This is a genomic window from Halosolutus halophilus (assembly GCF_022869805.1).
Classification (GTDB): domain Archaea; phylum Halobacteriota; class Halobacteria; order Halobacteriales; family Natrialbaceae; genus Halosolutus; species Halosolutus halophilus.
In genome coordinates, this window is the sequence record NZ_CP094974.1 from 4274955 (window position 1) to 4301403 (window position 26449).

At 65.3% G+C, this 26449-nt stretch carries 22 protein-coding genes; 11 read left to right on the forward strand and 11 right to left on the reverse strand.

The genetic code is table 11. The annotated features are described in order from the left end of the window. The first annotated feature begins 117 nt into the window (after positions 1-117). Both MUG98_RS21085 and MUG98_RS21090 read left to right on the forward strand, forming a co-directional pair. Entirely contained in the window at positions 118-975 is an 858-nt protein-coding gene (locus tag MUG98_RS21085; protein ID WP_265109387.1) for a hypothetical protein, read from the forward strand. Positions 976-1053: 78 nt separating this feature from the next. Beyond that, positions 1054-1782, forward strand: a complete 729-nt coding sequence (locus MUG98_RS21090) for a DUF5828 family protein (RefSeq protein ID WP_265109388.1) — start codon at positions 1054-1056, stop codon at positions 1780-1782. A 43-nt stretch (positions 1783-1825) separates the two neighbouring features. Here MUG98_RS21090 and MUG98_RS21095 read toward each other — a convergent pair whose 3' ends face one another. The 4 genes from MUG98_RS21095 to MUG98_RS21110 all read right to left on the reverse strand — a co-directional run bounded on the left by MUG98_RS21095 (position 1826) and on the right by MUG98_RS21110 (position 5403). Further along, positions 1826-2872, reverse strand: coding sequence for an amino acid ABC transporter permease (locus MUG98_RS21095; protein ID WP_425601063.1), 1047 nt, complete (start codon positions 2870-2872; stop codon positions 1826-1828). Further along, positions 2865-3608 (reverse strand): amino acid ABC transporter ATP-binding protein, encoded by a 744-nt coding sequence (locus MUG98_RS21100; RefSeq protein ID WP_345779806.1) that lies wholly within the window; start codon positions 3606-3608, stop codon positions 2865-2867. Before MUG98_RS21100 ends, MUG98_RS21095 begins: the two co-directional genes overlap by 8 nt. Before the next feature lie 71 nt (positions 3609-3679). Continuing rightward, complete coding sequence (locus MUG98_RS21105) at positions 3680-4537, reverse strand: amino acid ABC transporter permease (protein ID WP_265109389.1); 858 nt, start codon at positions 4535-4537, stop codon at positions 3680-3682. 11 nt (positions 4538-4548) lie between these two features. Then, the gene (locus MUG98_RS21110; RefSeq protein ID WP_265109390.1) at positions 4549-5403 is read right to left on the reverse strand and encodes a basic amino acid ABC transporter substrate-binding protein; all 855 of its coding nucleotides are present in this window, start codon (positions 5401-5403) and stop codon (positions 4549-4551) included. 163 nt (positions 5404-5566) lie between these two features. On the opposite strand from MUG98_RS21110, the gene MUG98_RS21115 reads away from it, so the two are divergent. Further along, positions 5567-6760: an inorganic phosphate transporter gene (locus tag MUG98_RS21115; protein ID WP_265109391.1), complete on the forward strand. Its 1194-nt coding sequence runs from the start codon at positions 5567-5569 to the stop codon at positions 6758-6760. 55 nt (positions 6761-6815) lie between these two features. Beyond that, positions 6816-7538 carry a hypothetical protein gene (locus tag MUG98_RS21120; RefSeq protein WP_265109392.1) on the forward strand — a complete coding sequence of 241 codons (723 nt, stop codon included), beginning with the start codon at positions 6816-6818 and terminating at the stop codon, positions 7536-7538. Positions 7539-7580: 42 nt separating this feature from the next. On the opposite strand, the gene MUG98_RS21125 is transcribed toward MUG98_RS21120, so the two are convergent. After that, positions 7581-8960 (reverse strand): hemolysin family protein, encoded by a 1380-nt coding sequence (locus MUG98_RS21125; protein WP_265109393.1) that lies wholly within the window; start codon positions 8958-8960, stop codon positions 7581-7583. Positions 8961-9062: 102 nt separating this feature from the next. On the opposite strand from MUG98_RS21125, the gene MUG98_RS21130 reads away from it, so the two are divergent. Genes MUG98_RS21130 through MUG98_RS21140 form a run of 3 tightly spaced genes read left to right on the forward strand, consistent with a single transcriptional unit; the run spans position 9063 to position 10530 of the window. Next, positions 9063-9392 carry a glutaredoxin family protein gene (locus tag MUG98_RS21130; protein WP_265109394.1) on the forward strand — a complete coding sequence of 110 codons (330 nt, stop codon included), beginning with the start codon at positions 9063-9065 and terminating at the stop codon, positions 9390-9392. Further along, on the forward strand, positions 9392-9901 hold the full coding sequence (locus MUG98_RS21135) for a redoxin domain-containing protein (RefSeq protein WP_265109395.1): 510 nt from the start codon (positions 9392-9394) through the stop codon (positions 9899-9901). Before MUG98_RS21130 ends, MUG98_RS21135 begins: the two co-directional genes overlap by 1 nt. 44 nt (positions 9902-9945) lie before the next feature. Then, entirely contained in the window at positions 9946-10530 is a 585-nt protein-coding gene (locus MUG98_RS21140) for an L-threonylcarbamoyladenylate synthase (protein ID WP_265109396.1), read from the forward strand. Between the two features lie 41 nt (positions 10531-10571). Here the strand turns inward: MUG98_RS21140 and MUG98_RS21145 are convergent, their stop codons facing one another. Then, the gene (locus MUG98_RS21145; protein WP_265109397.1) at positions 10572-11300 is read right to left on the reverse strand and encodes a CRISPR-associated protein Cas4; all 729 of its coding nucleotides are present in this window, start codon (positions 11298-11300) and stop codon (positions 10572-10574) included. 182 nt (positions 11301-11482) lie between these two features. Then, positions 11483-12073, reverse strand: coding sequence for a conditioned medium-induced protein 4 (locus MUG98_RS21150; protein WP_265109398.1), 591 nt, complete (start codon positions 12071-12073; stop codon positions 11483-11485). 179 nt (positions 12074-12252) lie between these two features. On the opposite strand from MUG98_RS21150, the gene MUG98_RS21155 reads away from it, so the two are divergent. Continuing rightward, positions 12253-14454, forward strand: coding sequence for a (Fe-S)-binding protein (locus tag MUG98_RS21155; protein WP_265109399.1), 2202 nt, complete (start codon positions 12253-12255; stop codon positions 14452-14454). Between the two features lie 176 nt (positions 14455-14630). Here MUG98_RS21155 and MUG98_RS21160 read toward each other — a convergent pair whose 3' ends face one another. The 3 genes from MUG98_RS21160 to MUG98_RS21170 all read right to left on the reverse strand — a co-directional run bounded on the left by MUG98_RS21160 (position 14631) and on the right by MUG98_RS21170 (position 17615). Next, positions 14631-15371, reverse strand: a complete 741-nt coding sequence (locus MUG98_RS21160; RefSeq protein ID WP_265109400.1) for a type 1 glutamine amidotransferase — start codon at positions 15369-15371, stop codon at positions 14631-14633. Positions 15372-15494: 123 nt separating this feature from the next. Then, on the reverse strand, positions 15495-16757 hold the full coding sequence (locus tag MUG98_RS21165) for a class I adenylate-forming enzyme family protein (RefSeq protein ID WP_265109401.1): 1263 nt from the start codon (positions 16755-16757) through the stop codon (positions 15495-15497). A 75-nt stretch (positions 16758-16832) separates the two neighbouring features. Next, positions 16833-17615: an alpha/beta fold hydrolase gene (locus MUG98_RS21170; RefSeq protein ID WP_265109402.1), complete on the reverse strand. Its 783-nt coding sequence runs from the start codon at positions 17613-17615 to the stop codon at positions 16833-16835. A gap of 176 nt (positions 17616-17791) precedes the next feature. Here MUG98_RS21170 and MUG98_RS21175 point away from each other — a divergent pair, with 176 nt between their 5' ends. From MUG98_RS21175 to MUG98_RS25680, 3 genes are all read left to right on the forward strand, one after another. After that, positions 17792-22453 carry a vWA domain-containing protein gene (locus tag MUG98_RS21175; RefSeq protein WP_265109403.1) on the forward strand — a complete coding sequence of 1554 codons (4662 nt, stop codon included), beginning with the start codon at positions 17792-17794 and terminating at the stop codon, positions 22451-22453. A gap of 163 nt (positions 22454-22616) precedes the next feature. Next, entirely contained in the window at positions 22617-23327 is a 711-nt protein-coding gene (locus MUG98_RS21180) for a hypothetical protein (protein WP_265109404.1), read from the forward strand. A gap of 49 nt (positions 23328-23376) precedes the next feature. Continuing rightward, the gene (locus MUG98_RS25680) at positions 23377-23664 is read left to right on the forward strand and encodes a DUF7957 family protein (protein ID WP_486606247.1); all 288 of its coding nucleotides are present in this window, start codon (positions 23377-23379) and stop codon (positions 23662-23664) included. A 6-nt stretch (positions 23665-23670) separates the two neighbouring features. On the opposite strand, the gene alaS is transcribed toward MUG98_RS25680, so the two are convergent. Beyond that, a complete protein-coding gene (alaS, locus tag MUG98_RS21185) occupies positions 23671-26445 on the reverse strand; it encodes an alanine--tRNA ligase (protein ID WP_265109405.1) in 2775 nt (924 codons plus the stop codon). Between the last annotated feature and the right edge of the window lie 4 nt (positions 26446-26449).

Consider the following 26449-nt stretch of genomic DNA (forward strand, 5'->3'; position numbering starts at 1 on the left):
CGGCCCGAGTCGCACCTCGAAAGTCCGGATTAGGAGGCGAAATCGATCGGAACGGTGCGGTCGCTTTACTCGGCGATCGATGTACTGACCCGGTACCGGACAGGTGACCCGAAATCTATGACACACCATCAGCACCAGCCACGGCAGGGAGAGCAGCCGACCGAATCGAGGATGCACGGCCAGCGGACGGCCCAGCGTCAGATGGCGGGCCAGGGGTCGAGCAGTCCCCAGATCGCCGATTCGATGGGGGGACACCCGCCGGGCGGTCACCAGGCCAGCGGGCAGCAGATGGGGAGCCAGCAGATGACCGAGCGGACGGGCGGACAGCAACCGGGAGGTCACGGAACCGGCGGGCAGCAACTGACCGAGCAGATGGGGGGTCAGCAGACCGGCACTCAGGCTCGATCGTTCGAGGACCACATGACCGACGAACTTCGCATCGTCCTCGAGGACTTCAGCGACCTCTCACACGTCGCCGCCTGGTGTGCGACGGAGTGTGCGGCCGGCCCGCCGGAACTCGGGACCTGTGCCAGGGTCTGCCAGGACATCGCCGAGATCGCCGAACTCAACGAGATGCTGATCGCCCGCGACTCGATGTTCGGTCCCGAAGCCGCGGACATGTTCATTCGCGTCGCGAACGAGGGGCTGCCGGAACTCCAGCAGTACCAGCAGCGCCATTCGCACGTCGCCGAGACGGTCGCGACGATCGAGCGGACGATGGACTCGTGCGCGTCCGTCCTCCAGCAGATCGGACAGGGGTCCCAGATGGGCGGTCAGACGTCGGATACCCGGATGGGGGGCCAGCAGACGGGCGGCCACCGAACGAGCGGGAGCGGACGACGTGGCCGGACGAGCGGCGGCCGACAGACCGGACACTACACGGACAGAGAGGGAATGCGCGAACGGGGACAGCACGGCCCGGGAACGAGCGGTGGACCGACGGGTCATCAGGAGACGACTGGACAGCAGTACTAACCGCGAACGGTACCGGCATCCTTTGCTACGCAGCAACGAAGTTTATACCGGTCCACCTCCTACCACCTGCCCAGCCGAATGGAAGAGAGCATCTCGGGATTCAAAGTTCGCGGTGACTGGGGCGACGTCGTCGAGCACGGCGAACGCATCACGCGCGCGCTCCGGGACGAAGGGGTCCACGACCCCGACCAGTCCGACGGTGATCGCTTCGCCCGCGCCTTCGAGGAATGGGAAGAGTGGCGACCGCGCGCCCACGAGACGCTCGACGCGGACGTCAGCGAGAAGACCGCAGATCAGGCGAGCGTCGAGGAGGGGAAAGGCGAGAAAGCCGGGAAAGAGCCCGACGAGGACATCAAGACCGCCGGTGAGAAGCTGTCGGAGTCGTACGAACGACTCGAAGACGACGACGCGGAGGGCGCGGTCGGCAACTGGAAGGAGTCGATCGACTACGTCGCGCGAGCGGCCGACTCCGCCAGCCGCAAGGCACTGCGTCGGGTCGAAGACACGGTCTACCAGAACGTGATGACCCAGCTCGCGCCGTACTACTTCGACAACGAACTCATCAGCGCCAACGTCCAGCAGTCGACCCGGAGCGGAGACAACGGCGAACAGTTCGTCTTCGAGGTCAACGTCAACGACGACGGCCTGAAAGACGACGTCTCCGATCGACTCGCCGAACTCGACGAAGAGATCGACCGGTGGCACGTCGAGGTCGAGAAGGACACGGACGCCGCCGAAGCGATCGAAGGCGCCGAACCGCCGCCGGAACCTGAACCGGAGGAGCAGTCGAAGTCGACGACCAACTGACGGACGACCGACGGCCGGCCGCCGCGCGGACGATCGCCACTGGCTACTGACGCTCGCCCGCCGCCTCCTCGGCGGTCCCCTGCTGGCGGCCCTCGGCCCGTCCCAGACCGGGGACCGCGACGCGGTGTTCGAGGCGGTCCATCAGGTTCGTCGCCGTCAGGACCAGTCCGAGGTACACCAGCGCGAGCAGCCCGAAGATCGTCGTGTACTCGAGGTTCGTCGACGCGATGCGGCTCGCCCGGTAGTAGAGTTCCGGGACCGTGATGAAACCGGCCAGCGAGGAGTACTTGATCAGGTAGACGAGTTCGTTCGTCCACGCCGGGATCGCGTAGCGCAACGTCTGTGGCAGGACGACGTGCCGGATCCCCTCGATCTTGGAGAGGCCGATCGCGCGGGCCGCGGTCAGTTGCCCCTCGTCGACGCTCTCCAGGGCCCCCCGGATGTACTCGGCCTGGTAGGCCGAGCCGTTGATCGTGAAGCCGACGATGGCGATCCAGAACGCGTACGCGGGGACGAAGCCCCGACCGACGACGTCGACGTCGTTGAGCCAGATCGAAAGCGGCAGTCCGTAATAGAGGACGAACAACTGGGCCAGAAGCGGCGTCCCCCGGATCAGTTCGGTGTACGCGATCGCGACCCACCGGAACGGCCCGCCGTAGACGCGCAGGACGGAGAGCGGGACCGCGATGCAAAAGCCGAGGACGACGCTGACCGCCGTCAGAACGATCGTGTACCAGGCGCCGGTCGCCAGCGCGGGTGCGATCTCGATCGCGAGCGCGGCCCCGTCGAGTGCGCCCGCGAGCCACTCGGTCGACACGCCGACCGGTCCGACCACCGCTCTGGTGTTCGCGAACGTCTCGGCCGCGCGTTCGAGCGGGGCCGGCGAGAGGAAACTCTCGCCCGAACCGGGGCCGATCCCCCAGCGGCCGAGCGTCCAGTCGTAGAGCCAGCGCGTGACGAGCCAGCCCCAGAAGGCGACGCCCGCGACGAAGGCGAGCAGCGCCTCGACGTCTCGGGGTGGCCGCAGCCGGCGCGTGCCGATCGACCGCGTCTCGCCCATCGATTCGGTTCCCTCCGTCCGCTCAGTCATGGCGAATGCTCTCGAAGAACTGGGCAGTTCGCTCGTTTTCGGGGTCGTCGAACAGTTGCTCCGGCGGGCCGCGTTCGACGATCCGACCCTCGTCGAGGAACGTGATGCCGCTCGCCGCGCCGCGCGCGAACCGCATCTCGTGGGTGACGACGACCATCGTCATCCCCTCGGCGACGAGTTCGTCCATCACGGCCAGCACCTCGTTGCTCAGTTCCGGGTCGAGCGCGCTCGTCGGCTCGTCGAACAGCATGACTTCGGGGTCCATCGCGAGCGCGCGAGCGATCCCGACGCGCTGTTTCTGCCCGCCCGACAGCTGTGCCGGGTAGGAGCCGACCTGATCGGCGAGTCCGACCCGCTCGAGTTCGGCGTCCGCGCGCTCGCGAGCCGCCTCCGCGTCCATTCCGCGGACCTTTCGGAGGCCGAGCGTGACGTTCTCGCGCGCGGTCAGGTGCGCGAACAGATTGATGTCCTGGAACACCATCCCGATCTGCTGTCGAATCTCGTTCGGATCGGTGTCCGGACCGGTCACCTCGGTGTCGCCGAGGTAGATGTGCCCGCTGTCGGTCTCGGTCAACCGGTTGAGACACCGCAGCAGCGTCGACTTGCCGCTCCCGCTGGGGCCGACCAGCACCTCGACGTCGCCGCGATCGATCTCGAGGGAGATGCCACGAAGCACCTCCTCGTCGCCGTAGGACTTCCGGAGGTCTTCGATCCGTAACAGCGGTTCGCCCGCGATCGACTCGCGTCCGCCGGCCTCGGTTCGATTCCGTGCTGTGCGTCCGCCCGCGCCGTCCGTTCGATAGTCGGTCACGACGACTCACCTGGAATTGCGAAGTAGTTGCTCACGTAATCGAGCGTGCGATTGGTGCTGAAGGTCAACACGAAGTAGATCAGGCTGACGAAGAGGATGACCTCCAGAATCGCGGTGGTCTGCTGGGTGAACAGATCGTAGCTGCGTTTGAGCAGTTCCCCCAGTCCGATCGCGAACGCGATCGACGTGTCCTTCAGCACGATCGTAAACTCGTTCTGGAACCCGGGGACGCTCCGGCGCAGCGCCTGCGGCACCATCACGTTGCGGATCGCCTCGAGGCGACTCATGCCGATCGATCGTGCGGCCTCCATTTGTCCCTCGTCGATGCTCTGGAGCGCACCCCGGAAGATCTGGGACTGGTAACTGGCGCTCCGGAAGCCGAGCGCGATCGTCGCGGCCATGAACGCCTCGGGAACGGCGGTCGGGACGGTAAACGGCGTCGGCCCGAGCACCCAGTCGATCGCTTCGAGGACCGCTGCCGTCGGTCCCAGGACGACGTCGATCGGCAACACGAAGTAGGTGAAGATGATGATGACGAGGATCGGCGTTCCCCGCAGCAAGACGCCGACCTTGCGGACGAACGACCGGAGATAGCCGTCGCCGTACACCTCGATCGCCCCTGCCGGAAAGCCCGCTAAAAATCCGAGCAGAAGGCTGGCGATCGTCAGGACGATCGTGATGACCGTTCCGCCCAGTAGATAGTCGGCGTTCTCCGCGACGAACGCCCAGTCCTCGCCGAGCGCGCCGCTCACGACGCCCTGGAGCAACGGCAGCTGATCGAGCGCGGCGATCGTCTCCGTAACCGGGAGCGTCAGCGTCGTCAGAGGCCCGCCGATCGGTGCGACGAAATCCATTCTGTATCAGGTTACTCGCCGAACCACTCGCGAGTGATCTCCTCGTACTGGCCCGACTCCTCGACGGCCGCGATGCCGTCGTTGAGCGCGGTCTGTAGGTCGTCTTCGCCCTGCCGGAGACCGAATCCGTACTCCTCGCCGGTCTCGAAGGTAAACGCCACCTCGACCTCGCGGTTCGCCGCGAACGTCTCGCCGACCGGTTCGTCGAGGACGACCGCGTCGAGCAGGCCGCTTTCGAGTTCCTCGACCGCCAGCACGTAGTTGTCGTAGGACCTGTAATTGACGTCTTCGAGTTCGTCTTCGACGACGCCCTCGCCGGTCGTCCCGGACTGGGCGCCGACGTCAGCCCCCTCGAGGTCGTCAAGGGACGACGCCTCGAAATCCCCACCCGACTGGACGAGCACCGACTGGTTGGCGCTGTAGTACGGATCGGAGAACGCGATGGATTCCTGGCGCTCCTCCGTGATCGTCATCGCGGCCGCGATGACGTCGATGTTTCCGTTGTCGAGGGCGGGAATCAGCGAGTCGAATTCCAGTTCCTCCCACCCCGTCAGTTCGTACTCGGTCTCCGCGACGACGGCCTCGAGGAGGTCGATGTCGAACCCGACGAGTTCGCCCCCCTCGTTCATCTCGAACGGCGGGAATCCGGGCGCCGTTCCCGCGACGATCTGGTTCTCCTCACCGTCGCCGCCATCGCCACCGTCGTCGCCGCCGTCGCCGCCGTCGCCGCCGTCGCCGCCATCGCCGCCGTCTCCACCGTTGCCGCTGTCCTCGAGACAGCCGGCCAGTCCGACCGTCGTGAGACCCGCTGCACCGGTCACCTTGAGGTAACTCCGCCTGTCGATCGAGTTCGAGCGTTCGCTCATGGTTAATACTGCCACGGGTACCCCTTAGTCGTTAAGATCCCTTCGTTCCACTCGTGGGACCGTCGAATCACGCCGACTCGGGCCGATCGCTCGGTCCGGCGCGCGTTGGCAGGCGATCGCAGGTCGGCACACACTTGTAGGATCGCCAGTAAGGCCCCTGTAGATGGTCGAGATCGCGACGATTGGGACGTTTCTGGTCGCCGCGATCGCCAGCCTCTTTATGGCCTGGGCGATCGGCGCCGGATCGAGTGGATCGACACCGTTTGCACCCGCTGTCGGCGCAAACGCGATCTCGGTGATGCGAGCCGGCTTTCTCGTCGGCCTGCTCGGGTTCGCCGGCGCTGTCCTGCAGGGAGCGAACGTCTCCGAAGCGGTCGGAGCGGAGTTGATCGGCGGAGTGACCCTCAACGCCGAAGCAGCGACGATCGCGCTCCTCATCGCGGCCGTCCTGGTTGCGCTCGGCGTCTTCGCGGGGTATCCGATAGCGACGGCGTTCACGGTCACCGGCGCCGTCATCGGCGTCGGACTGGCCATGGGCGGCGATCCCGCGTGGCCGAAGTACACCGAAATCGCCACGCTGTGGATCCTGACGCCGTTCGTCGGGGGCGGTCTCGCCTACGCGATCGCCCGGACGCTCCGTGCCGAACCGGTCTCCGAGGAGACGCTCATCGTCGTGCTCGCGGCCTTCGTCGGCGCGCTCGTCGCCAACATCGAGTTCGCGATCCTCGGCCCGGAGGAGGCCGGCGGCGCGTCGATCGCCCAGGTTGCCGGCGGCTGGCTCCCCGGCCCGACGATCGCCGGTACCGCGGCCGCGTCCATCGCGATCGCGGCCGCCTGGGCGCTCGCGATCGGCTTCGATCTCCGGCAGGGCACCGAGCGCGGGGAGCGACACTTCCTGCTCGTCCTCGGTGGCCTGGTCGCGTTCTCCGCTGGCGGGAGCCAGGTCGGGCTGGCAGTCGGCCCGCTGATACCGCTGTCGGGCGACGTCGGTCTCCCGCTTCCCGCCCTGCTGCTCGGCGGCGGGTTCGGCCTCCTGCTTGGCTCCTGGACCGGCGCGCCGCGGATGATCAAGGCGATCTCGCAGGACTACTCCTCGCTCGGACCGCGGCGATCGATCGCCGCACTCATCCCGTCGTTCATCATCGCCCAGACCGCCGTCCTCTACGGCATCCCAGTCTCCTTCAACGAGATCATCGTCAGCGCGATCATCGGCAGCGGCTACGCCGCGGCCGGGGCCGGTGGCGGCGTCAGCGCCAGCAAGATGGGCTACACCGTCCTCGCGTGGATCGGCTCGCTCGCCGGCTCGATCGTCGTCTCCTACGTCGGCTTCGTCGTCGTCTTCTCGCTGATCGGCTGAGGGCACTGCTCCGAGATATCGAACCGCCTTTACACGAACGGTACCCAGATCCGGTATGGACGACTCCGAACCGATAAGCTGGCGACGGGACGCCACGACCTCCCGGACGGTCCGCGTTCTGTGGTCGCTCGGCGTCGGTACCTTCCTCGCTGCCGTCGCGATCGTCGTCTTCTGGCGTTTCTACGACCTGACCGGCCAGATCGGCGGCCAGTCGATCGTCGTCGCCGTCGCCGCCGGACTCGTGGCGACGATCCTCGCGCTCGCCGTCTCCGATCGGACCGAACGGCACGTCGAGGCACTCGGCCGACGACTGCCGATCACCACCCCGACGGGCGAGAGTCTCGACCGTGCGATGGACGCCGCGATCGGCGCGATCGTCATGGCGACGATCATCGGCTCGCTGATGGCGATCGGCAGAGTCGTCTCCCAGCGCGAACTCCTCGCGGTCGGTGCCGGCCCGTTCACGGGTCTCGCCGCGCTGACGATCCCGCTCGCACTCGTCGCCATCGCGCTGGCGGTGTTCCTCAAATCGGTCGGAACCTTCGATCCCGAGAACGAAGCGATCTACCTCTACGACCCCGACCAGGCGATCGATCTCGACGTGATCCGGGACGCGTCGATCCGGCACGTCGGCGACACTGCGGTCGTGAAATTCGAGTACGCACAGCCCGACGGCCAGTACGTCCAGGGGCCGCGCCGGCTGACGATGCCGCCGGAGGTCGCCCGCGAGGTGCAGGCGCTGGTTCGATCCCGGTCCCGGACCTCGGCGACGCAGTAACAGGGCCGACAGAGTGCCGTGTGACGGCGGGTTCGACCGAACTCAGTTCTCGCGTTCCGCTTCGAGGTCGTCCGGTTCGTCCGGTTCCTGCTCGAGTTTCCGCAGCCGAGCTTTCATAATGCGGGTGTTCTCGACGTCTTCGACGGTGATCCGGACGCCGTCGAACTCGGTCTCCTCACCCTCCTCGACGAGTCGGCCCGCACGGTTGAAGATGAAGCCGGCGATCGTCTCGAACTCCTCACCCTCCGGGAGGTCGATGTCGAGGGCCTCGTTGACGTCCTCGATGTTGACCTCGCCCCGGACGAGGACGGTGTCGTCGTCGATTTCCTCGATCGGCTGTTCTTCGCCGCCCTCCAGAATCTCGCCGATGATTTCCTCGACCATGTCCTCCATCGTCACCAGCCCCTCGGTGGTGCCGAACTCGTCGATGACGATGGCCATGTGCATCCGGTTTTCCCGCATCTCGGACAGCAGTTCGTCGACGTTCTTCGACTCGGGAACGTGCAGCGTCGGCTGGATGAGGTCCGCGAGTTCGAGGGCCTCGGCCTCGGTCTCACCGTAGTTGAGGTCGCGCACGAGGTCGCGAATGTGGACGACGCCGAGGACGTTGTCGAGGCTCCCCTCGTAGACGGGGATCCGAGCGTGCCCGCTCTGGATACAGGTCTCGATCGCCTCGTCGATGCCGGCGTCTTTCGGCACCGCGGTCATGTCCAGTCGCGGCGTCATTACCTCCTTGACGATCGTGTTGTTGAAGCGGAAGATCCGCGTCAGCATCTCGTGTTCCTCCTCTTCGAGGACCCCCTCTCGCTCGCCCGACTCGATCATCTCCTGGATCTCGTCGCGGGTGACGTACGGCGACTCGATCGCCCCCGTCGATCCCGTGAGTCTGTTGACCTGCCGGGTGAGGTAGTCGAAGAGGACGATCAGCGGGAACAGCAGGTACTCCGTGGCCTTCAGCGGCTTCGAGATGCGGACGGCCCAGGATTCGGTGTTCTCGACCGCGTAGGACTTGGGGACGCTCTCGCCGAACAGCAACACGAGGGCGGTGATTCCGAACGTCGCCAGCAACACGCCGACCAGTCCGCCGAAGTAAATCGACAGGATCGCCGTCGCGATCGAGGACATCGCGATGTTGACGATGTTGTTGCCGACGAGGATCGTCACGAGCAACCGGTGTGGATCGTCCTTCAGCGTCTTCACCATCGTCGCCCCATCGATTCCCTCCTCGACCATCCCCTCGAGACGGTGTTTGGGGAGATTGAACATCGCGATCTCGGACGAGGAAAAGAACGCGGAGAGGCCGATGAGGATCACGACTGCCAGCACACCGAGGATCGTCACCGTCGACCGATCGAACTCGAGACCCACGACTGGGACGTCGTAAGCGGCGAGCACGACCTCGAACAGCGGAGACAGCGCCATTGATGTGGAGACTTGTTACCGGATCGGTTAACCGTTTACTGTTTTGCGGTCGGAACCACCGCCGACGACACGCTTACCCGCCTCTTTCCCGAACGAACGTCTATGACCGCATCAGACAGCGCAGTGACGGACGCACCGATCACGTTCTACCGACTGCAGGGATGTCCCTACTGCGAACGCGTGGCTCGACTATTCGAGGAGTACGATCTCGCGTACACGTCGCGGTTCGTCGAACCGATGCACTCCCGGCGCGACGTCGTCAAGCGCGTCGCGGGCGTCCGGACCGTGCCCGTCGTCGTCGACGAGACCACGGGCATCACGATGGCAGAGAGCGCGAACATCGTCGACTACCTGGAGTCGACCTACGGCGATCGCGCCGACGCGGACGGCCCCGCAGAGACGGCCGCCGTCGACGCTGGAGGTGAAGACTGATGCCGGACTTCGATGTCGTCGACCTCGGCCCCGCCGACGGTCTCGACCCCGGCGACGTCGCACCCGACTTCACCCGCCCGCTCGTCACCGACGAGTTCTGGCAGGATCGGACCCTCTCCGACCTCGCGAGCGAGGGCCGGACGATTCTCGTGTTCACGCCGATGGTCGGCTCGTTCCTCGCCAAGTACGTCTGGGACGAACTCGACGAACGAGGGTGGGACGAACTCGACGAACGCGTCGTCGGCATTAGCGCCGCGACGCCGTACGGGATCTCCCGCTTCCTCGACGAGAACGAGTACCCGTTTTCGCTGTTCAGCGACCCCGGCAACGAGGTCGCGAAGTCGTACGGCATCGCACACGACCTCGACGGGATGACCGGGATCAGCGAACCGCGTCCCGCCTTCGTCGCGCTCGACGCGGACCGCACCGTCGAGGCCGCGTGGGTCGCGACCGAGTGGCCCGACTTCCCCGACTACGACGACCTCGAGGAACGGCTCGGGCTCGCGTAGCGACGCGGTACGCTTTTGCCGGTTACGGCCCGATGGTCGATCGAATGAGTGAGATCGATCGTGCGGCAGCCGCGATCACGAACGGGGACCTCGTCGTCTACCCCACGGAGACCGTCTACGGGCTGGGTGCGGACGCGCTCGACCCCGAGGCCGTCGGCCGCGTCTTCGACGCCAAGGGGCGGGACCGTTCGAAGCCGATCTCGCTGGCCGTGCCCTCGGTCCCGGCCGCGTTCCAGTACGTGCGGGCGACCGATCGAGAGCGCCACTTCATGGCCCGGTTCCTGCCCGGTCCCGTGACGGTGCTCTGTCGGCGGCGCGAGGCAGTCCCGGACGAACTCACGGCCGGGCGCGATCGGGTCGGCGTCCGGATCCCGGACCACGACCTCGCGCTGGCGCTCTGTGAACGGGCCGACACGCCGCTCACCGCGACGAGCGCGAACGTCAGCGGGCAGGGGAGCGTTCGGCGTCTCGACGACCTCGATCCGGCGATCCGCGAGGCGGCCGCGGTGGCGCTGGACGACGGGGAGACGCCCGGCACCGAGAGTACCGTCGTCGACGTCTCGAGCGCCACGATCCATCGACGGGGAGCGATGGCCGACGAGATCGAGGACTGGCTCGATCGGCACTGACCAGCCGAGGCTACCAGTTTCCGACGCGGCGAGCACCGCGATCAGCCGAACCCGAGCAGGGATCGCAGCGTCCGCGTCCGGACACCACACTCGTCGGCGAACTCGCAGGCCGCGCACTTCGATCGGTTGTCGATCCGCGGCGGTGGCCCGTCGAGTTCCCGGACCGTCCGCAGCGCCGCCCGGTACTCGGCTTTCCGGCGCGTCGTGAGTTCGACCCGCCGGATCACGCCGGAGGCAGGGTACTCCAGCCACGCCCGTTCGACGGGCGTCTCGTGCTCCCAGGCGAGCGCCTTGGCCGCCGCGACGGCGTGGACCGACTGGGGCTGCCAGACGCCCCGTTCGGGCGGTTTTCCGGCCGAGACGATCGCGGGCTCGACCGGCTCTGCCAGCACCTTGTGGACGATGCCCCGACAGTCACGCCCGGTGGCGAGGACGTCGCGATCGGCCGGGTCGCGGAGTCTGTCCCAGTGGTTCGTGTCGTCCTCGCCGTCCTCGCCGTCCACACCGTCCGCGCCGTCTCCACCACCGAGACGATCCCGCGCGGTCGCCAGACGCTCGCGGTACGTGGCGGGCGGAACGGCGATCGGTTCGGTCGCGAGTTCGTCGGGGCACGCGTCGAGCAACTCGTCGTACCGGGTCGCGAGGCCCCTGATTGCGGCGACCTCGGGCGGCGACGCCCGATCGTGATCGTCCCGCGTTCGCTGGTAGTAGCACTTCCGCGGGCAGTAGGCGACCGTTCGGAGATCGCTGAACGCGACGTGTCGAGTCACGGGACGTCTGGCCGCCCGATCGTATAAAAAGGTACGTCCGAAAATCGGCGTCGATGACTGTCACTATCCGCGGTGTGCAGTTGTACCGAGTGCGCCGCTGGCGCGCTCAGCTTTTCATCGAAGGTTGTGCCCGGGTTCGAGCGCGCTTTTGGCGCGCGAGGATCCGGGTAAAAAGTTCGTTTCTAGAACTCCACGTCCGTCTCCATCCCTTCCGTAGCGTCCTCGAGACCGTCCTCGCGGACGTCCGAGGCCATCCGATCGGTCAGATCGGCGTCGGCGAGGATGCTGTCGAACTCGTCACGGTAGCGGTCGTTGGCCGCTCGCGACTCGTTTTTTGCTGCGGCAACCTTCCGGTAGCGGCGGATCTGAGCCTCGCTGACGTCGTACTCGGCGGCGAGCGTGGCGTCGTCTTCCTCCCGATCGCGGATCGCGACGAGATCGACCTCGTCGGCGTCGTCGTCGGCCACGAGGTGCAGCGACAGGCGGGTCTCGAAGACGACGTCCTCGTCGACGTCCAGTTCGTCGGCGATCGCGGCGTCGCTCTCGTCGTCGTAGAACGCCTTGGCGAGGGCGATGAGTTGCGCGTCGGTCAGCGGCGTCTCGAACTCGTATCGCTCTCGCATCTGCGTGATGACGTTCTCGAGCCGGTCCTCGACGGTCCGTTCGTCTTTCTCGAGGGAGCCGCGAGTATCCTCCTGTGATTCGGTGACGGTCGCCTCACCGTCGGTGACGTCGGTGAAGATATCCCGGAGCTCCTCGGTTTTGTCGTTCATGGGTGGACACTCCCGACGGGCGGCTATTTAAGCCTGTTGCCAGATAGCGTCGGCCGCGAACAGACCACGGACAACGCTTATAAACTCACAATCCCAGAATTATTTTCGCAAGAAGGCGACGGTGTAGCGGGCCGATCGGTGTGACAAGAGTTAAGTCTCATCCCTCCGGGTGATAGAACATGAACATCGTAGCCCAGTCGGAGGTGAGTCGGGAAACCTACTGGGGGATAAGCAGTACCGAGTACGCGCTGTTCTATCTCCTCGCGTCCATCACGATCGTCGTCCTCCTCTACGGCGTCTACCGGCGTTTCAGTCGCTACGCCGAGGGGGACGACGATCCGTTCGCCCGACTCGACGACCTGCCGGACCGAATCGTCAGCGCGGCCAAAATCGTGCTCTCGAACGAGAAGAACTTCAATCGGGACCTCTACGGCGGCCTGATGCACTCGTTTATTCTCTGGGGGTTCCTGACCCTGTTCATCGCGACGTCGATCATCGCGTTCAACCAGTACGGTACCGACCTGCTGTTGGGCATCCACTTCTGGCAGGGTGACTTCTACCTCGGCTACCAGTTCATGGTCGACGCCATGGGCCTGCTGTTCGTCGTCGGAATCGGCATGGCGATCTACCGGCGCTACTGGGTTCGCAACGAGCGCCTCTGGGACCGCCACACCTCCAGCGAGGACGACATCTTCATCTGGACGCTGTTCGGCCTCGGCCTCGGCGGATTCCTGCTCGAAGGATTTCGCATCTACGCGACCGGCATGCCCGAACACGAAATCGTCAGCTTCGTCGGCTACGGCCTCGCGATGGTGTTCGACGCGATCGGACTCCCGACGATCGAGGGAACGGCGACCGATCCGAACTACACCGCGGTGAGCGTGCTCGGGGTCAACGCCGAGACGCTCCACTGGCTGACCTGGTGGTCGCACTCGCTGCTCGCGTTCTTCTTCATCGCGTGGATCCCCTACGCCAAGCCGTTCCACATGATCTCCTCGTTCGCGAACGTCATCACTCGCGACGAGAAGGCCGGAAAGCGCCTCCCGAACGTTCCCTCCGACCTGGACGCGACCAACGCAGAATCCATCGACGACTTCACCTGGAAGGAGATCCTCGACCAGGACGCCTGTACCAAGTGTGGTCGTTGTTCCTCGGTCTGTCCCGCGAAAGCGTCCGATCGCCCCCTCGACCCGCGGAACGTCATCCTCGACCTGAAGACGTACCGCGAGAGCCTCGACGCCGGCGGCGAGGAGCAGCCGATCATCGCCGACGGCGGCACCTCGGTGATCGACGCGGAGACGATGGAGTCCTGCATGGCCTGTATGGCCTGTATGGACGCCTGTCCGGTCGAGATCGAGCACCTCCAGTCCTTTACCCGGCTCAACCGCCAGTTGACCGACCAGGGCGACGTCTCCTCCAGCATGCAGGACGTCTTCCAGAACGTCATGCAGAACGGCAACACGTTCGGCGACTCGCCGCGCAACCGGGGCGACTGGGCCGACGACCTCGAGTTCGACGTCCCCGACGCCCGCGAGGAGGAGGTCGACTACCTCTGGTACGTCGGCGACTTCCCGAGTTACGACGAGCGCAACAAGAAGGTCGCTCGATCGCTGGCGGCGATCTTACAGGAGGCCGACGTCAGCTTCGGCATCCTCTTCGACGACGAGAAGTACGACGGCAACGACATCCGCCGCGTCGGTGAGGAGTTCCTCTACGTCGAACTCGCCGGCCACCACGTCGAGACGTGGGAAGACTGCGAGTTCGACACGATCGTCTGTACGGACCCACACTCCTACAACACCTTCAAGAACGAGTACCCGGAGGTCGACTTCGAGGAGTTCGCCGACGACCCGATGATGCCGTTCGACTACGAGGAGCAGTGGAACGCGGACGGCGAGATCGACGTCCTCCACTGGACGCAGGCGGTCGAGGAGATCGTTCAGGATGGCCGACTCGACCTGACCGGGACGGAACTCGACTACACGGTCACCTACCACGACCCCTGCCATCTGGGCCGGTACAACGACGAGTACGAGGCCCCGCGCGAACTCATCCGGGCGACGGGATGCGAACTCGACGAGATGCCCCGCAACCGCGACAACTCCTTCTGTTGTGGCGGCGGCGGCGGCGGCCTCTGGATGGACTTCGAAGAGGAGCCGAAACCGAGCAAGGAGCGTATCCGCGAGGCGCTCGAGGACACCGACGCCGGGAGCGACGTCGAGAAGTTCGTCGTCGCCTGCCCGATGTGCATGACGATGTACGAGGACGGCCGCAAGACCGGCGGCTACGAGGACGAGATCGAGATCGTCGACGTCGCCGAACTGATCGTCGAGGCGATCGGCGCCGAAGAGACGGCGAAGGTCACGGCGGCGGCCGACTGATCGGCCGACATCCGAGTCGTTCTTCGTGTGGCCCCTGTTCGTCGTCGCTTACGCACCGTTTGCTGACGACTCGGAATCCTCGCGGAACATCTCGATTGCCGCACCTTTCGACTCGTAGGCGTCCTACGATGTGTTCGAGCAACTCCTGCTTCGTCAGAAGTAGCGCCGCCCGAAAGCTAGTCAGACCTCCCGACGTTCGCAGCGCGTTCCGAGGTGTCCGCTTCGACGGCCACATCGGTTGCGTTCACCTCGCGGACGAACTGGACGAAGTTGTCGAAGACCAGCTTCGCCTCGCAGGCGTTCCGGTAGTTCGCCTCGGTGATCTCGTCGAGGACGGACTCGCGCCGATCGTCGGAGAGTTCTTTGCGGTGGACGAGTTCGCGTGCGGTTTTCGCGTCGTACTCGGGATGGAACTGAACGCCGAAGACCCGATCCTTTCGGAACCCGTGGTTCGAGTACCGGTTCGTCGCGAGGGGTTCGGCCCCCGGCGGGAGGTCGGCCACCTCGTCGGAGTGGCTCGTGAAGGCCGTGAACTCCCGGGCGATGCCGTCGAACAGCCGCGAGTCGGTGACCTGCTCGATCGTACTGTAGCCGACCTCGTAGGCGCCCATGTCCGCGACCGTGCCGCCGAGCACGTCCGCGAGCAGCTGGTGGCCCCAGCAGACCCCGAGGGCCGGAATCCCGCGATCGATCGCCGAGTCCACCCACTCTCTGGTGGACTCGATCCACTCCTCGTCCCAGTAGACCGACGAGCGCGACCCGGTGACGACGGCCCCGTCGAACTCGAAGCCGTCGGGGAGCGTCCCGTCGGTGACGTCGAACTCCGCCAGCGAGGCGTCGAGTTCGCGCCGAAAGTTTCGCGTCGTGTTCGCGTCCTGATGGGCCGCGTTCAGGACGGCGAGACGGAGCTGACTCATTGGGGACTAGTGACGACTCGATAAAAATAGACCTTCCGTCGCGTACCGGCGTTGCCGCGACTGCCGACCGAGTTCGAGCGTCCGTGACCGGGACGACCCGCCGCTCCTGATCGAGGGGGTCAATTACCGCAGATAATAGGTTCCATCCGCGTCACGACGGAACGGCTCCCCGGTATCGAACCAGCCATCCGCGAACCGGCCGCGATCGTCGCCGTCTACGACTTCGGCCGATCCGGCGGTCTCCTCGGCGACAGGCTCGAACCAGTCCTCGTCGTCGGTTCCGGCAGCGGTTACGTAGCCGTCGGCGAGCACGGGTCCCGACAACTGGAGAGTGCCCTCGGCTGCCCCCTCGAGAACAGTGCCGTCGGCGTCGACGAGGCGGGTCCGACAGTCCGGGACCGGGCGGCCGACACTGGTTCCGTCACCAGGCTCGTCACCGTCGCGATCGGTTTCGATCGACTGACTCAGGGCGACGGGACACTCGAGGCGACCGTAGGCGCGTGCGACCGAAACGCCGCGATCGCCGTACGGCTCCAGCGCCGCCGGCGGAGTCGACTCGTCGCAGATCGTCCGGTCGAGCCCCTCGATAGCGTCGAATCCCTCGTCCGCCGCGAGTTCGCGGACAGCCGACGATCGGCAGGACAGCGTCGTCACCCCGTGGTCGGCGACGGCGGTCAGCGTGTCGCCGGGATCGAAGGCCCGGTCGAGCAGGACGGTCCCGCCGACGTACAGCACGGGGAGCGCGACCCGGAACAGCCCGTCAACCGTCGAGAGCGGAGTACACACGATCGCCGAGTCGGTCCCGCAGAGTCCCCACGTCACGGCGGCCGCGATACAGTTCCACTCGACGGTACTCGCCGAGAATCCGACGATCGGACGACCCGACTCGCCGTGGGGTGCGAGCAGCGGCACGTTCGCGTCGTCACCCCGGCGTTCGATCCCGGCTGAGGTCTCGTCCGCGAGTTCGTCGAGCGTCACCGACCGATCGAACGGGATCGAGCGGACGAGATCCCGCTGGGCGGTCTCGGAGACGACGATGTCGGGATCGACCGCGTCGAACGGCCGCTCGACCGTGGCCGGCGTCAACCGGTGGGAGATCGGAGCGTAAGTCGCACCCAGCCGCCGGCAGGCGAACAGGAGCGCGAGCGAGGCGACCCGATTGCGCGAGACGAAGCAGACGGTGTCGCCGCCCTCGATTCCCAGCGACGCGAGCCGACCGGCAGTTCTGCCGGCGATGGCCGAGAGTTCCCCGTACGAGACGCGGTCCTCGTGGACGGTCTCGGCGGACGCGTACAGACGTTCCTCGGAGACGTCGACGACCGCGGACCGGTCCGGGAACCGATCGGCCCGGCGAGCCAGCGAAAGGGTCACGAGCGGCGTTTCCACGCGCGGGCTCGTAGTAGGGTGGGGCACACTGGCAAGCAGTGCGCTCGCGGAACTGGCCGGAAGCTCCCGGCTCGATCAGACCGCGGCGGTATGGTCCTCGAGAAAGCCGAGGAGTCGATCGTTGACCGTCCGCGAGCGCTCGATAAACGCCAGGTGCCCTGCCTCGTCGAGTTCGACGAACTCCCCGCGCGGGAGGCCGCGTGCAAGGTCTCGGCCGGCTTCGAGAGAAACGAGTTCGTCGCCGGCCCCGTGAAGCACCAGCGTCGGCTGGGTCACCGCCACGAGCCAGTCGGTCGCGTCGAAGCCCTCGAGCGCGGCAACCTGCGCGTCCCAGCCCTCGCGGGTCGCGTCGCCGTCGGCCCGCCAGTCGACGATTCCGTCGCAGACGTCCGGCTGAGCGGTTCGAAAGTCGTCGGAGAGACCCGCGGCGAGCGAATCACGGAGCGCCGCCCGATCGTCCGGCGGGGCGAACAGCGGGTCGAGGTCGTACTCGTCTCCGCGGGCGGCGGTTCCGAACAGGGTCAGGCTCTCGACCCGACTCGAGGACCGGGCCGCGGCGAGCGCGATCGCGCCGCCGAGCCCGCAGCCGACGAGGTGAGCGGTCCGGATCTCGCAGTCGGTCAGGACCGCCTCGAGGTCGTCGACGAGCGTCTCCATCGTGTACGGGCCCGGCGGCGCGTCCGATCGGCCGGTCCCCCGGAGGTCCCAGACGACGGCCTCGTAGGGGCCGGCGATAGCGGCGTGTTGCCACCCCCAAGACCAGCCGCCGAGGCCGGCTTCGGGGACGAAGACGACGGGCTCGCCGCTCCCCTCGCGATCGTAGTACAGCGAGACGGAGCCGTTCGAGGCAATCGGCATACGCGTATCGTCCGGCCGTAGCAAGGCGACAGTTTCGGTTCCGCGCGGCGTCGACGGCCAGCGATCGCCGCGACGAATAATACGCCGGTATCGATATTGGATTCGATTCGGCAGACATGATGTTATACCATAAAGTATAGATAAATTATAAGTGTAGAGATTTATTTATCCCGAGTATGGGTTTCAGCAAGGAGCGATTAGGGGCAGTACTCTTCGCCGTGCTGATGGCGACCTCGCTGGTCGCCATGCCCGCACTCGCCAGCGGGCCGAGTGCGAGCGCGGCGGACGAGCGAACGACCGCATTCGCGGCCCAGACCGGTGGCTCGCCCGGGGCGGACGACGGGCCGCCGGGGCGGAGCGGCGGTGGACCGCCCGGACAAGATGGCGGCCCACCCGGACACGATCGCGGCGACGCGAACGTCACGATTCCCGACCTCGAGGCGAACACGACCCTCGAGGCGATCGTGAGCGCGACCGAACGTCTCGGTGAACTCGAGATCGACGGCGACGACGCCGCGACGACGCCGGCGAACGACACCGTCGAGGCGGTCAACGCCTCGCTGCAGGAGTACCGGCGGGTCCGGTACGCCGATTCGCGAGCGGCGTTCGAACACCTGGCCGAGGCCCAGCGAGCGCTCGCGACGCTGCGAGGCGAAGTCGACGGCGAGGACGAGGCGATCGTCGACGCGATCAGCGCCGACCTGTACGCGGCGGGCAACGCGACCGCGCGGCTCGCCGTGTCCGACGCGAACGTCGTCGTCGCGGCGAACGAGGGCGGGTTCCGCGACCCCGGTCAGCGACAGAAGGCCGAGAGCGCGCTCGGAAACGCCGTCGACGCGCTCGATCGGGCCGACGAAACCGTCTCTCGGGACGCCCCCGGCGGGGGGAAGGGGAAGAAGAACGGCAAGTCCACGGGACCGGACCGAACGATCAGTCCCGACGACCGCGCGAAAGCACTGACCCACCTCGAGAACGCCTGGAAACACGCCGAGCGAGCGCTGGACACGGTCGAGGCCAACAGCGAACCGTCGCTCTCGCTCTCGCAGGGGCGGGCGTTCGAGCGCAACGGCACGGTCCTCGTTCAACTGGGTGCGACCCTCACCGACGTCCGCCCGTACGCCTACGACGAGGCCAACGTGACCGTCGACGGTGACGCCGACGCCGAGCCGCTGTCGCTCGTGGCCGGCGAGTCGGCCGGGTCGATCGCGAGCGGAACGACCCTCGTCGACGTCGGGCCGGACCTCGAGAACGTCACCGTGACGGTGACGGCGACGGCGGCACACGACGCCGATCGAACGGTCGAGGCGACCCACGAGATTCGCGTCGACGAAGACGACGTCATTCCGGATCGACCCGCTCCCGACGAATACCGGGAGGTCGAGGTGTCGGACGAGTCGTCTGGCGTCTCCGTCGATGTGGGCGGCGACGGCCTCCACGAAACCGATATCTCGATCACCGACGAGACTCCGGAAACCGACGACGCCTACCGCGCGGGGCCGATGGTTCGCATCGAGAGCCAGCGCGACATCGACGAGGCGACGGTCGAGATCCCCCTCGACGAGACGGCTCTCGAGCGCGAGGGCAACCTCTCGATCGCCACGTGGGATCCCGACAGCGACGAGCCGTGGACGCCGGTCGAGACCGAGATCGACCACGATAACGGCACGGCGACCGCCGAAGTCGACCACTTCTCGTTCTTCTCGGTGTTCTGGATCGAGGAGTGGGAGGACGAGACCAGCGACACGATCACGCTCGACGACAACGCGACCGACGGCGGCAACGGTGGTGCCGAGTTCGAGCTGATCGACGTCATGTTCGTCGTCGACGAGAGCGGCAGTATGGGCGGCTCCCGGATTCGCAACGCCCGGGAGGCGTCCAAGCGGTTCGTCGGCGCACTGACCGACGAGGAACAGGCCGGCCTCGTCGGCTACGCCTACGGCGGCAGTCTGAAACACCGCCTCACGCGAGACCACGACTCGCTCAACCAGAGCATCGACGACCTGAACGCCGGCGGCTCGACCAACACCGGCGCCGGGCTTCAGGAGGCACTCGACGAATTCGAACGCAACGGCTGGGAGAACCGCTCCCAGACGATCATCCTCCTGTCCGACGGCCACACCAACCGCGGCCCCGATCCCGTCGGCGTCGCCGAAACCGCCGCCGACCGCGGCATCGAGATCAGCACCATCGGCGTCGGCAACGGGATCGACGAGAACGAACTCCGCGAGATCGCCGCCACCACCGGCGGCGACTTCTACCACGTCGAAAACGCCGACGACCTGCCCGAAACCTTCGAACGCGTCGCCGAAAATGAAACCCAGGTCCAGCTGCAGGACACCAACCGCGACGGCATTCCGGATCTGGTTGCCGAGATGAACCTCTCGATGCCGACCGGCGGGCCCGGCGTCGTCGGCGAACCGCTGGACCTCGATCCGATCGCGCTCGACACCAGCGGTGACGGCATTCGGGACAACGAGACCGTCGACATCGACTACCGCGTCTTCCAGGAGGACAACGAAACGAAGCTCTACGCCTCCGTCGCGTACGCCGAACACCACCCGGCGCGGATCGATACGACCGGCGACGGACTGACCGACGCCGAACAGCTCGAGGAGCGCGAGATCAGGTACACGGCCTCTCGCGAGGATTCGCTCGACCTGCTCTCGGAACTCGAGGGCGCCGACGACGTCGACGATCTGGACGGACTGGAGGACGACCTCCTCGAGACCGATCGCGTCACCGCCGATCCGCTGGTGAACGACACCGACGGCGACGGCGTGTCGGACGTCGACGAAGTCCAGCTCGGCACGAACCCCGAATCGCGCGACACGACCGGCGACGGGATCTCGGACGGCGAGGCGCTCGACCGGGGGGACGATCCGACCCTGTTCGACATCGCCCCGCCCGAGATCACCGTCACGTATGCGACGTTCAACGATCCGGACGCGGACCTCTCCGGCTGGGATCCCCGCGACTGGTCGGTCCGGGTCTCCGGGAGCTACGAGGTCGAGTTCTTCGTGTACGATCCGGCCGGCCTCGACGAGGCGCGGGTCGTTCGCGACGGCGACGTCGAAGAGACCGTCTCGCTGTCCGGGACGAGCGACGACGGCGACGTGGAGTTCGAGATCGGAACCGTCGATACCTTTACCGACGCCTTCGCGGGCTCGCGGGTGACGGTCCAGGCCGAAGATCGCCACGGGACCGTCGACGGGTACGGCACCGCCGAGGTCGCCGCCGTCGAAGTGGGCGGCGTCTGGAGCGCCGCTTCGGACGCAATCCGGGCCCAGGGGATCACGCACACCGCGATCGAACGCGATCTCGGCTTCCTCCAGGGGATGACGACCGGGGCCGGCGAATCGATCGACGGCCTGCGCGCGCTGTACAACGAGCCCGTCGAGACCATCGCCGCGCTGCGGGAGATTCCCAACGCCATCCTCAACCTCGACGAGATCATCGCGTCGATGCCCGACGCGATCGACGCCCAGCAGGAGCGCAACAACCCCCACGATCCCGAGGAAGACGAGGACCTCTACGAAGCGTACCGCCAGGGCTGGTACGGCGGCTACCTCTCCTGGTTCGTCGTCGAGGCCGTCATCCCGGCCGGCGAGGCAGGTAAGGCCCTCTCGAGTTCCAAGCGGGTCCAGTCGGCCGTCGACACCATCAGCACGCCCCAGATGCGCCGGGCGGCCCAGATGGCGGGTCGAGCGAGTCACACCGCGAAAGCGCCGGTGCGGTACAGTCGGTATCAGCTCTCACGGGCGCTCGCCGGAACCTTCTCGCTGGGGGACGACGCCGTGAGTCGGCTTCTTGGCCCGGGTCGATCCACCGGGAAACAGGTCGATAATGTAAAAACCGCGGGCAAACTCGACGAGCAAACCGTCAGAATCGTTGCGGATGGATCGGGCGAACTCGACGAGTCGTTCCGACGGGCGGTCTACAGAGCGGCCGACGACGACGCCGTTAGCTATAGTCAGATAGATCGGGCGGTACGAAAAGTCGACGAGTTAGACGGCGTTCACCGACAGCGCACGAAGGAACTCATCGCCGACGCACCTGGTGCGGGCGTCAAATTCGTCGACGAAATCGACGCGAATACGATACGACGTCTTACAGATTACGACGGCGATAGCGCTGCAGGAATGCGGGAGTCACTCGCGAGACACTACAGCAGTGGCACCGTGACGGACGATCAAATCGATGCGTTCGGGCGAAATCTGAACGACCTTCACGGAAACGTGGACGGCGTCGAAGGCGTGATTGCAAAGGACATCGCTCCACCGTCCAGCACGAACAACGTTCGAGGCGCTCTCTACGAATTCCGTGTCGCAAACGAGTACGTCGACAACCCAAACAACGTCAGATATATTGGGAAAGAATACGACGGGATCGACGCGACTGAGCTCACTGACGACCAGTTCGATCGAATCATCGACGAGATTAGCTTTGCAGATGCGGACACCAGAGCGGAAAGATTGCGTATAATCGATAATGCTCTCGGTGGTGGCCCTGAGCTCGATGTCGTGAAAACGAACGGTAAGTATCTCGAAGCGAAGTCGAGCACAGGTGCGGTCCGGTACCGGGACATTCGGGAGAAAATAATTCGGTACAAGGCGCAACAGGCCAAAGGAAATATCGATCCATCTGCCCAGATGGAAGTCGTTGCTCCAGATGGAGCATTCACCAAGCAAAATGGAGGGCTAAATAAGATCGGAAAGCTGATCGAGGAAACTGACGGTGTGACCAAAGGAACTCTCGATTCACTCGGAGAACCATCCCCCAGTACCACATCGATATACGGACCGGGTGTCATCGGCACTCCTGCACAAGGGGCTCCATAAACGCCCTCTCAGCAGCTTTCTATCTGGATATTTATAGCGGTACCATCATAGAATGGAAAGACTGAAACGATAGAGTGTTCGAACCGATTCAGCTATCCGCACACAATTTTATCTGAATGGAGAATGATAGTAAACGCATACTGCGGTCGGAGTGTGAAATTCAATGGCAAGAACGATCGATAATCTGTCATCTGAAGAAGATATTTATATTTATTTCATCTATCAAGATGGCGAACGCGATTCGCTAAAAAACGCACACAGGGCTGCATTCGACCAGCACAGCGAGTTTGGGACTATAGGAGGGATCATCACAACAGATCACGGAGATATCGAAATCCTCACCGATTATGTTTCAGGAATTACTAACATGTCTTACAAATATAATTATATATACGAAGACAATGATACATCAGTCAATTTGTGGTATTCTCCACTGATTACGTATGCGGTTAGACCCTCGTTTCTGTATGAGAAAGATGATCGCATAACCGACTCGCTCGACGACGAAGCGCTCGATACGTTGATCGAAAGTGTCAGTACTGGCTATACCGCCACGGACGATCGTCCCATCGCGATCTACGTTGAAACGCCGAAACATCGCTTCTACGAGGGCGAGGTCAAACAGCCGCCCGTTACGGCCGAGTCGCTCACTCACGACGAGTACGCCTGCCTGAGTTGGCTGACGGTCTTCACTCCACCGATGGTCGAAACATATGGTCGTGAAACGCTGTTGTCCGCACCAGCCTATCGCATCGAAGAACTCGATGGCGGCGCGATCATACTCGTCTGTCACGACAAGCCGCTCGACTGGGACACCGATTGCCGCGCTGTCGCCGATCACATCGGCCTTCCGCTATTACAGGATTTGATGTAGCCGATCGTCATTTTTTTGATATCAAGTTCGGCTATACGAAGCAATAGAAATGGAAGATATCGAATTTACCCATAACGAACTCGAAACCGACGGGGAGTCGGTCCTGCTTCCGGACCCGATTCAGAACATCATGACGATCGATGACCTGGTGATAGTACTATTTCGACCACCTGATGACGAGGCAAGCGGTAGAAATAGCAGAGCCTTCGATCGATCCGGAACGGTGGTTGGTAGAACCTGCAACGATGCCAACGGGATGAGAAACTCGTATCGAACCTGTTCAGACACAGTGACGAGATCGACTTCGAACGCGTCGTCGACGACCTCGAGGAACTGAGTCTTCCTACGCGTCCTGGACCTGCCGCAACACGTCCGGCGCGTCCTCGAGCGCGTCGTCGAGGTCCTCGACGTTGGGCCCGCCACCCTGTGCGAAGTCCGGCGGACCGCCGCCACCGCCGCCGACGCGGCCGGCGAGTTCGCCGACGACCTCGCCGGCGTTGACGCCCACGCCGTCGGGGACGGCGACGACGAACTGGGCACCGCTCTCGCCGCTGCCGAGGACGGCGATCTTGCCCTCGCCGGCGATCGCGTTCGCGGTCGCGCGCAGTTCGTCCATATCGGCGTCGATCCGATCCACGACGGCCGTCGTGTCGCCGACCGCGACCTCCTCACCGCCGCCTCCGCCGCCGGCGCGGGCGGCGGCGAGCTGTTCTTTCAGGTCCTCGATCTGCTTGCCCCGATCCTTCCACTCCTCGAAGAACCGCTCGGCGGTGTCGGGAACCTCCTCGGGCGAGACGTCGAGAATTTCGGCGGCCTCGTAGAGGGCGTCTTCTTTCACCTGGGTCGCCTCGATTGCGGCCTCGCCGGCTGCGAAGGTGATCCGCTCGACGCCGTCCTGGACGCGCTCGGCGTTCAGAATCTTGATCGCGCCGATGTCGCCGGTCCGGGCGACGTGCGTGCCACCGCAGGCCTGGACGTCCTCGTCGACGTGGATCAGCCGGATCTGCTCGCCCGGCGGGATGCCGCCCTGGTAGAGATCGAAGCCGTGTTCGGCCTCCGCGTCGTGGCGATCGGGCCACTCCTGCGACACGGTGGTGTTGTCCATCACGATCTCGTTGGCGAGGCGTTCGATTCGCTTGACGTCCGCGCGATCGATCCGCTCGTAGTGACGCAGGTCGATCCGGGAACTCTCGACGCCCTTCTGGGCCCCGGCCTGGCGGACGTGATCGCCGAGCACCTGTCGTGCGGCGTGGATGACGATGTGGGTCGCCGTGTGGTGGCGCATGAGCTGCCGACGGCGGCCGCCGTCGACCTGCCCGTTGACGAACTCGCCCTTGCCGGGGCTCTCGTCGGTGCGGTGGAGGATCACGCCGTCCTCGATCTGGACGTCCTCGACCTCGACGGTGACGTCGTCGGTCGAGAGCGTCCCGGTGTCTGCGGGCTGGCCGCCGCCCTCGGGATAGAACATCGTCTGGTCGAGGACGACGTCGTAGCCGTCCTCGCGCTCGAAGATGTCCAGGACGACTGCCTCGAACTGGGTTCGCTGCTGGTCGTCGTAGTAGAGTTTCTCCGTCTCCGGGAGGTCCTCGAAGCGATCGTCGCCCTCCTCGGCGACCGTCTCGACGCCCTCGGGGGTGTCGTGACGCTGGGCGACGAGGCTGTAGAAGTCGTCGGGGACGTCGACGTCCGCGCCGGCCTCTTCGGCGATCTCCGCGACCATGTCGGGCTGGATGCCGTGGGAGTCGTAGAGTTCGATCAGTTCGTCGGTCGGGATCGGCTTCCCCCTCTTCGCGTACTCCTCGGCGAGGCTCTCGACTCGCCGACCGCCGCGTTCCAGCGTCTCGCGGTACTTCTCGACCTCGGTCCGGACGATGTCGCGGATGGTGTCGCGGTTCTCGTACTCGAGGCGCTCGGCCTGCATGTCGACGAGTTCGTCCAGCGGGGCGTCGACGCCGACGTTGTCACACAGCCGCTTCGTCCGCCGGAGCACCATTCGCGCGAGATAGCCCGTGCCGACGTTCGAGGGGACGATACCGTCGCCCAGCATGTACGCGAGGGTCCGGCAGTGGTCCGCGATCGCGTAGATGTCCTCGAGCGGTTCGACCAGATCGCGGAGTTCGTCCGTGGAGACGTCCAGTTGCGCGGCGATATCGTCGCGGGCGGCCTCGACGTCGTCGACGTCGTCGATGTCGAGCTGTCCCGAGAGCCGGGCGGCGCGGTTGACGAGTTCGGCCTCCTCGTCGGTGTGCTCGATCGCCGCGTTGTCCCTCAGGAACGCGATCATGTCGGGGTAGATCGCCTCGTAGACCGTCGGGGTCCCCTGGCTCATCCAGGTCCAGCGTTCGAGTCCGTACCCCGTGTCGACGACGTAGGTGTCCATGTAGGAGTAGCGGTTCCCGTCCTTGAGTTCGTACTCGCCCTCGGGGTCCTGCTCCATGCACATGAAGACCAGCGTGGCGAGTTCGAGTCCCCTGTAGATGACCTCGATCGCGGGACCCGCGTTACCGCCGCCGACCCACGGATCCTCGATGTAGGTGACGTCGGTGACGTCCGCGCCCATCGAGTCGAGGAGTTCGTCGCAGAGTTCGACGGTGCGGTCCTTCCAGTAGACCTCGCCCTCGTAGGCGTACTCCTCGTCGGCGTCCTCGCGCACGTTGAACGCGTGGTGGGCCATCATTTCGAAGGCCATCGTGTGCCGGCCCGTCTTGCCGACGTTGTCGATGTCCTGCATCCGGATGCAGGGCTGGGAGATGGTCAGCGGGTTGGCCGGCGGCGGCGTCTCGCCGCTCGTGACCAGCGGCTGGAAGTCGTAGATCGACGCCTGCGTGAGCAGGACGTCGTCTCGCCAGCGGTTGGCCGCGACGGGGTACGGATCGATCCGCTCGTGGCCGTGGTCCTCGAAGAACGAGAGGAACGCCTCGCGCATCTCCGACAGACTGTGCTCCTCCGCGAATCCGGGCTCGCCGATGAAGTCGTACTCCGCACACGGCGGCTCACCACAGGTCTCGCGGTCGTGGTCGCGCGTCCAGAAGTGAGCCCCGCAGTCGGGACACTCCTTGCGCTCGAATCCTTCCTCCTCGAAGTACTCGAGGCGGTATTCCTCCGCCAGTTCGCTCATTGTA

Excerpts from the sequence above, each read along its gene's own strand:
- MUG98_RS21085 (WP_265109387.1), top strand. The coding sequence starts at position 118 with ATGACACACCATCAGCACCAGCCACGGCAGGGAGAGCAGCCGACCGAA.
- MUG98_RS21090 (WP_265109388.1), top strand. The coding sequence starts at position 1,054 with ATGGAAGAGAGCATCTCGGGATTCAAAGTTCGCGGTGACTGGGGCGAC.
- MUG98_RS21095 (WP_425601063.1), bottom strand. The coding sequence starts at position 2,872 with ATGACTGAGCGGACGGAGGGAACCGAATCGATGGGCGAGACGCGGTCG.
- MUG98_RS21105 (WP_265109389.1), bottom strand. The coding sequence starts at position 4,537 with ATGGATTTCGTCGCACCGATCGGCGGGCCTCTGACGACGCTGACGCTC.
- MUG98_RS21110 (WP_265109390.1), bottom strand. The coding sequence starts at position 5,403 with ATGAGCGAACGCTCGAACTCGATCGACAGGCGGAGTTACCTCAAGGTG.
- MUG98_RS21115 (WP_265109391.1), top strand. The coding sequence starts at position 5,567 with ATGGTCGAGATCGCGACGATTGGGACGTTTCTGGTCGCCGCGATCGCC.
- MUG98_RS21120 (WP_265109392.1), top strand. The coding sequence starts at position 6,816 with ATGGACGACTCCGAACCGATAAGCTGGCGACGGGACGCCACGACCTCC.
- MUG98_RS21125 (WP_265109393.1), bottom strand. The coding sequence starts at position 8,960 with ATGGCGCTGTCTCCGCTGTTCGAGGTCGTGCTCGCCGCTTACGACGTC.
- MUG98_RS21130 (WP_265109394.1), top strand. The coding sequence starts at position 9,063 with ATGACCGCATCAGACAGCGCAGTGACGGACGCACCGATCACGTTCTAC.
- MUG98_RS21135 (WP_265109395.1), top strand. The coding sequence starts at position 9,392 with ATGCCGGACTTCGATGTCGTCGACCTCGGCCCCGCCGACGGTCTCGAC.
- MUG98_RS21140 (WP_265109396.1), top strand. The coding sequence starts at position 9,946 with ATGAGTGAGATCGATCGTGCGGCAGCCGCGATCACGAACGGGGACCTC.
- MUG98_RS21150 (WP_265109398.1), bottom strand. The coding sequence starts at position 12,073 with ATGAACGACAAAACCGAGGAGCTCCGGGATATCTTCACCGACGTCACC.
- MUG98_RS21155 (WP_265109399.1), top strand. The coding sequence starts at position 12,253 with ATGAACATCGTAGCCCAGTCGGAGGTGAGTCGGGAAACCTACTGGGGG.
- MUG98_RS21160 (WP_265109400.1), bottom strand. The coding sequence starts at position 15,371 with ATGAGTCAGCTCCGTCTCGCCGTCCTGAACGCGGCCCATCAGGACGCG.
- MUG98_RS21170 (WP_265109402.1), bottom strand. The coding sequence starts at position 17,615 with ATGCCGATTGCCTCGAACGGCTCCGTCTCGCTGTACTACGATCGCGAG.
- MUG98_RS21175 (WP_265109403.1), top strand. The coding sequence starts at position 17,792 with ATGGGTTTCAGCAAGGAGCGATTAGGGGCAGTACTCTTCGCCGTGCTG.
- MUG98_RS21180 (WP_265109404.1), top strand. The coding sequence starts at position 22,617 with ATGGCAAGAACGATCGATAATCTGTCATCTGAAGAAGATATTTATATT.
- MUG98_RS25680 (WP_486606247.1), top strand. The coding sequence starts at position 23,377 with ATGGAAGATATCGAATTTACCCATAACGAACTCGAAACCGACGGGGAG.
- alaS (WP_265109405.1), bottom strand. The coding sequence starts at position 26,445 with ATGAGCGAACTGGCGGAGGAATACCGCCTCGAGTACTTCGAGGAGGAA.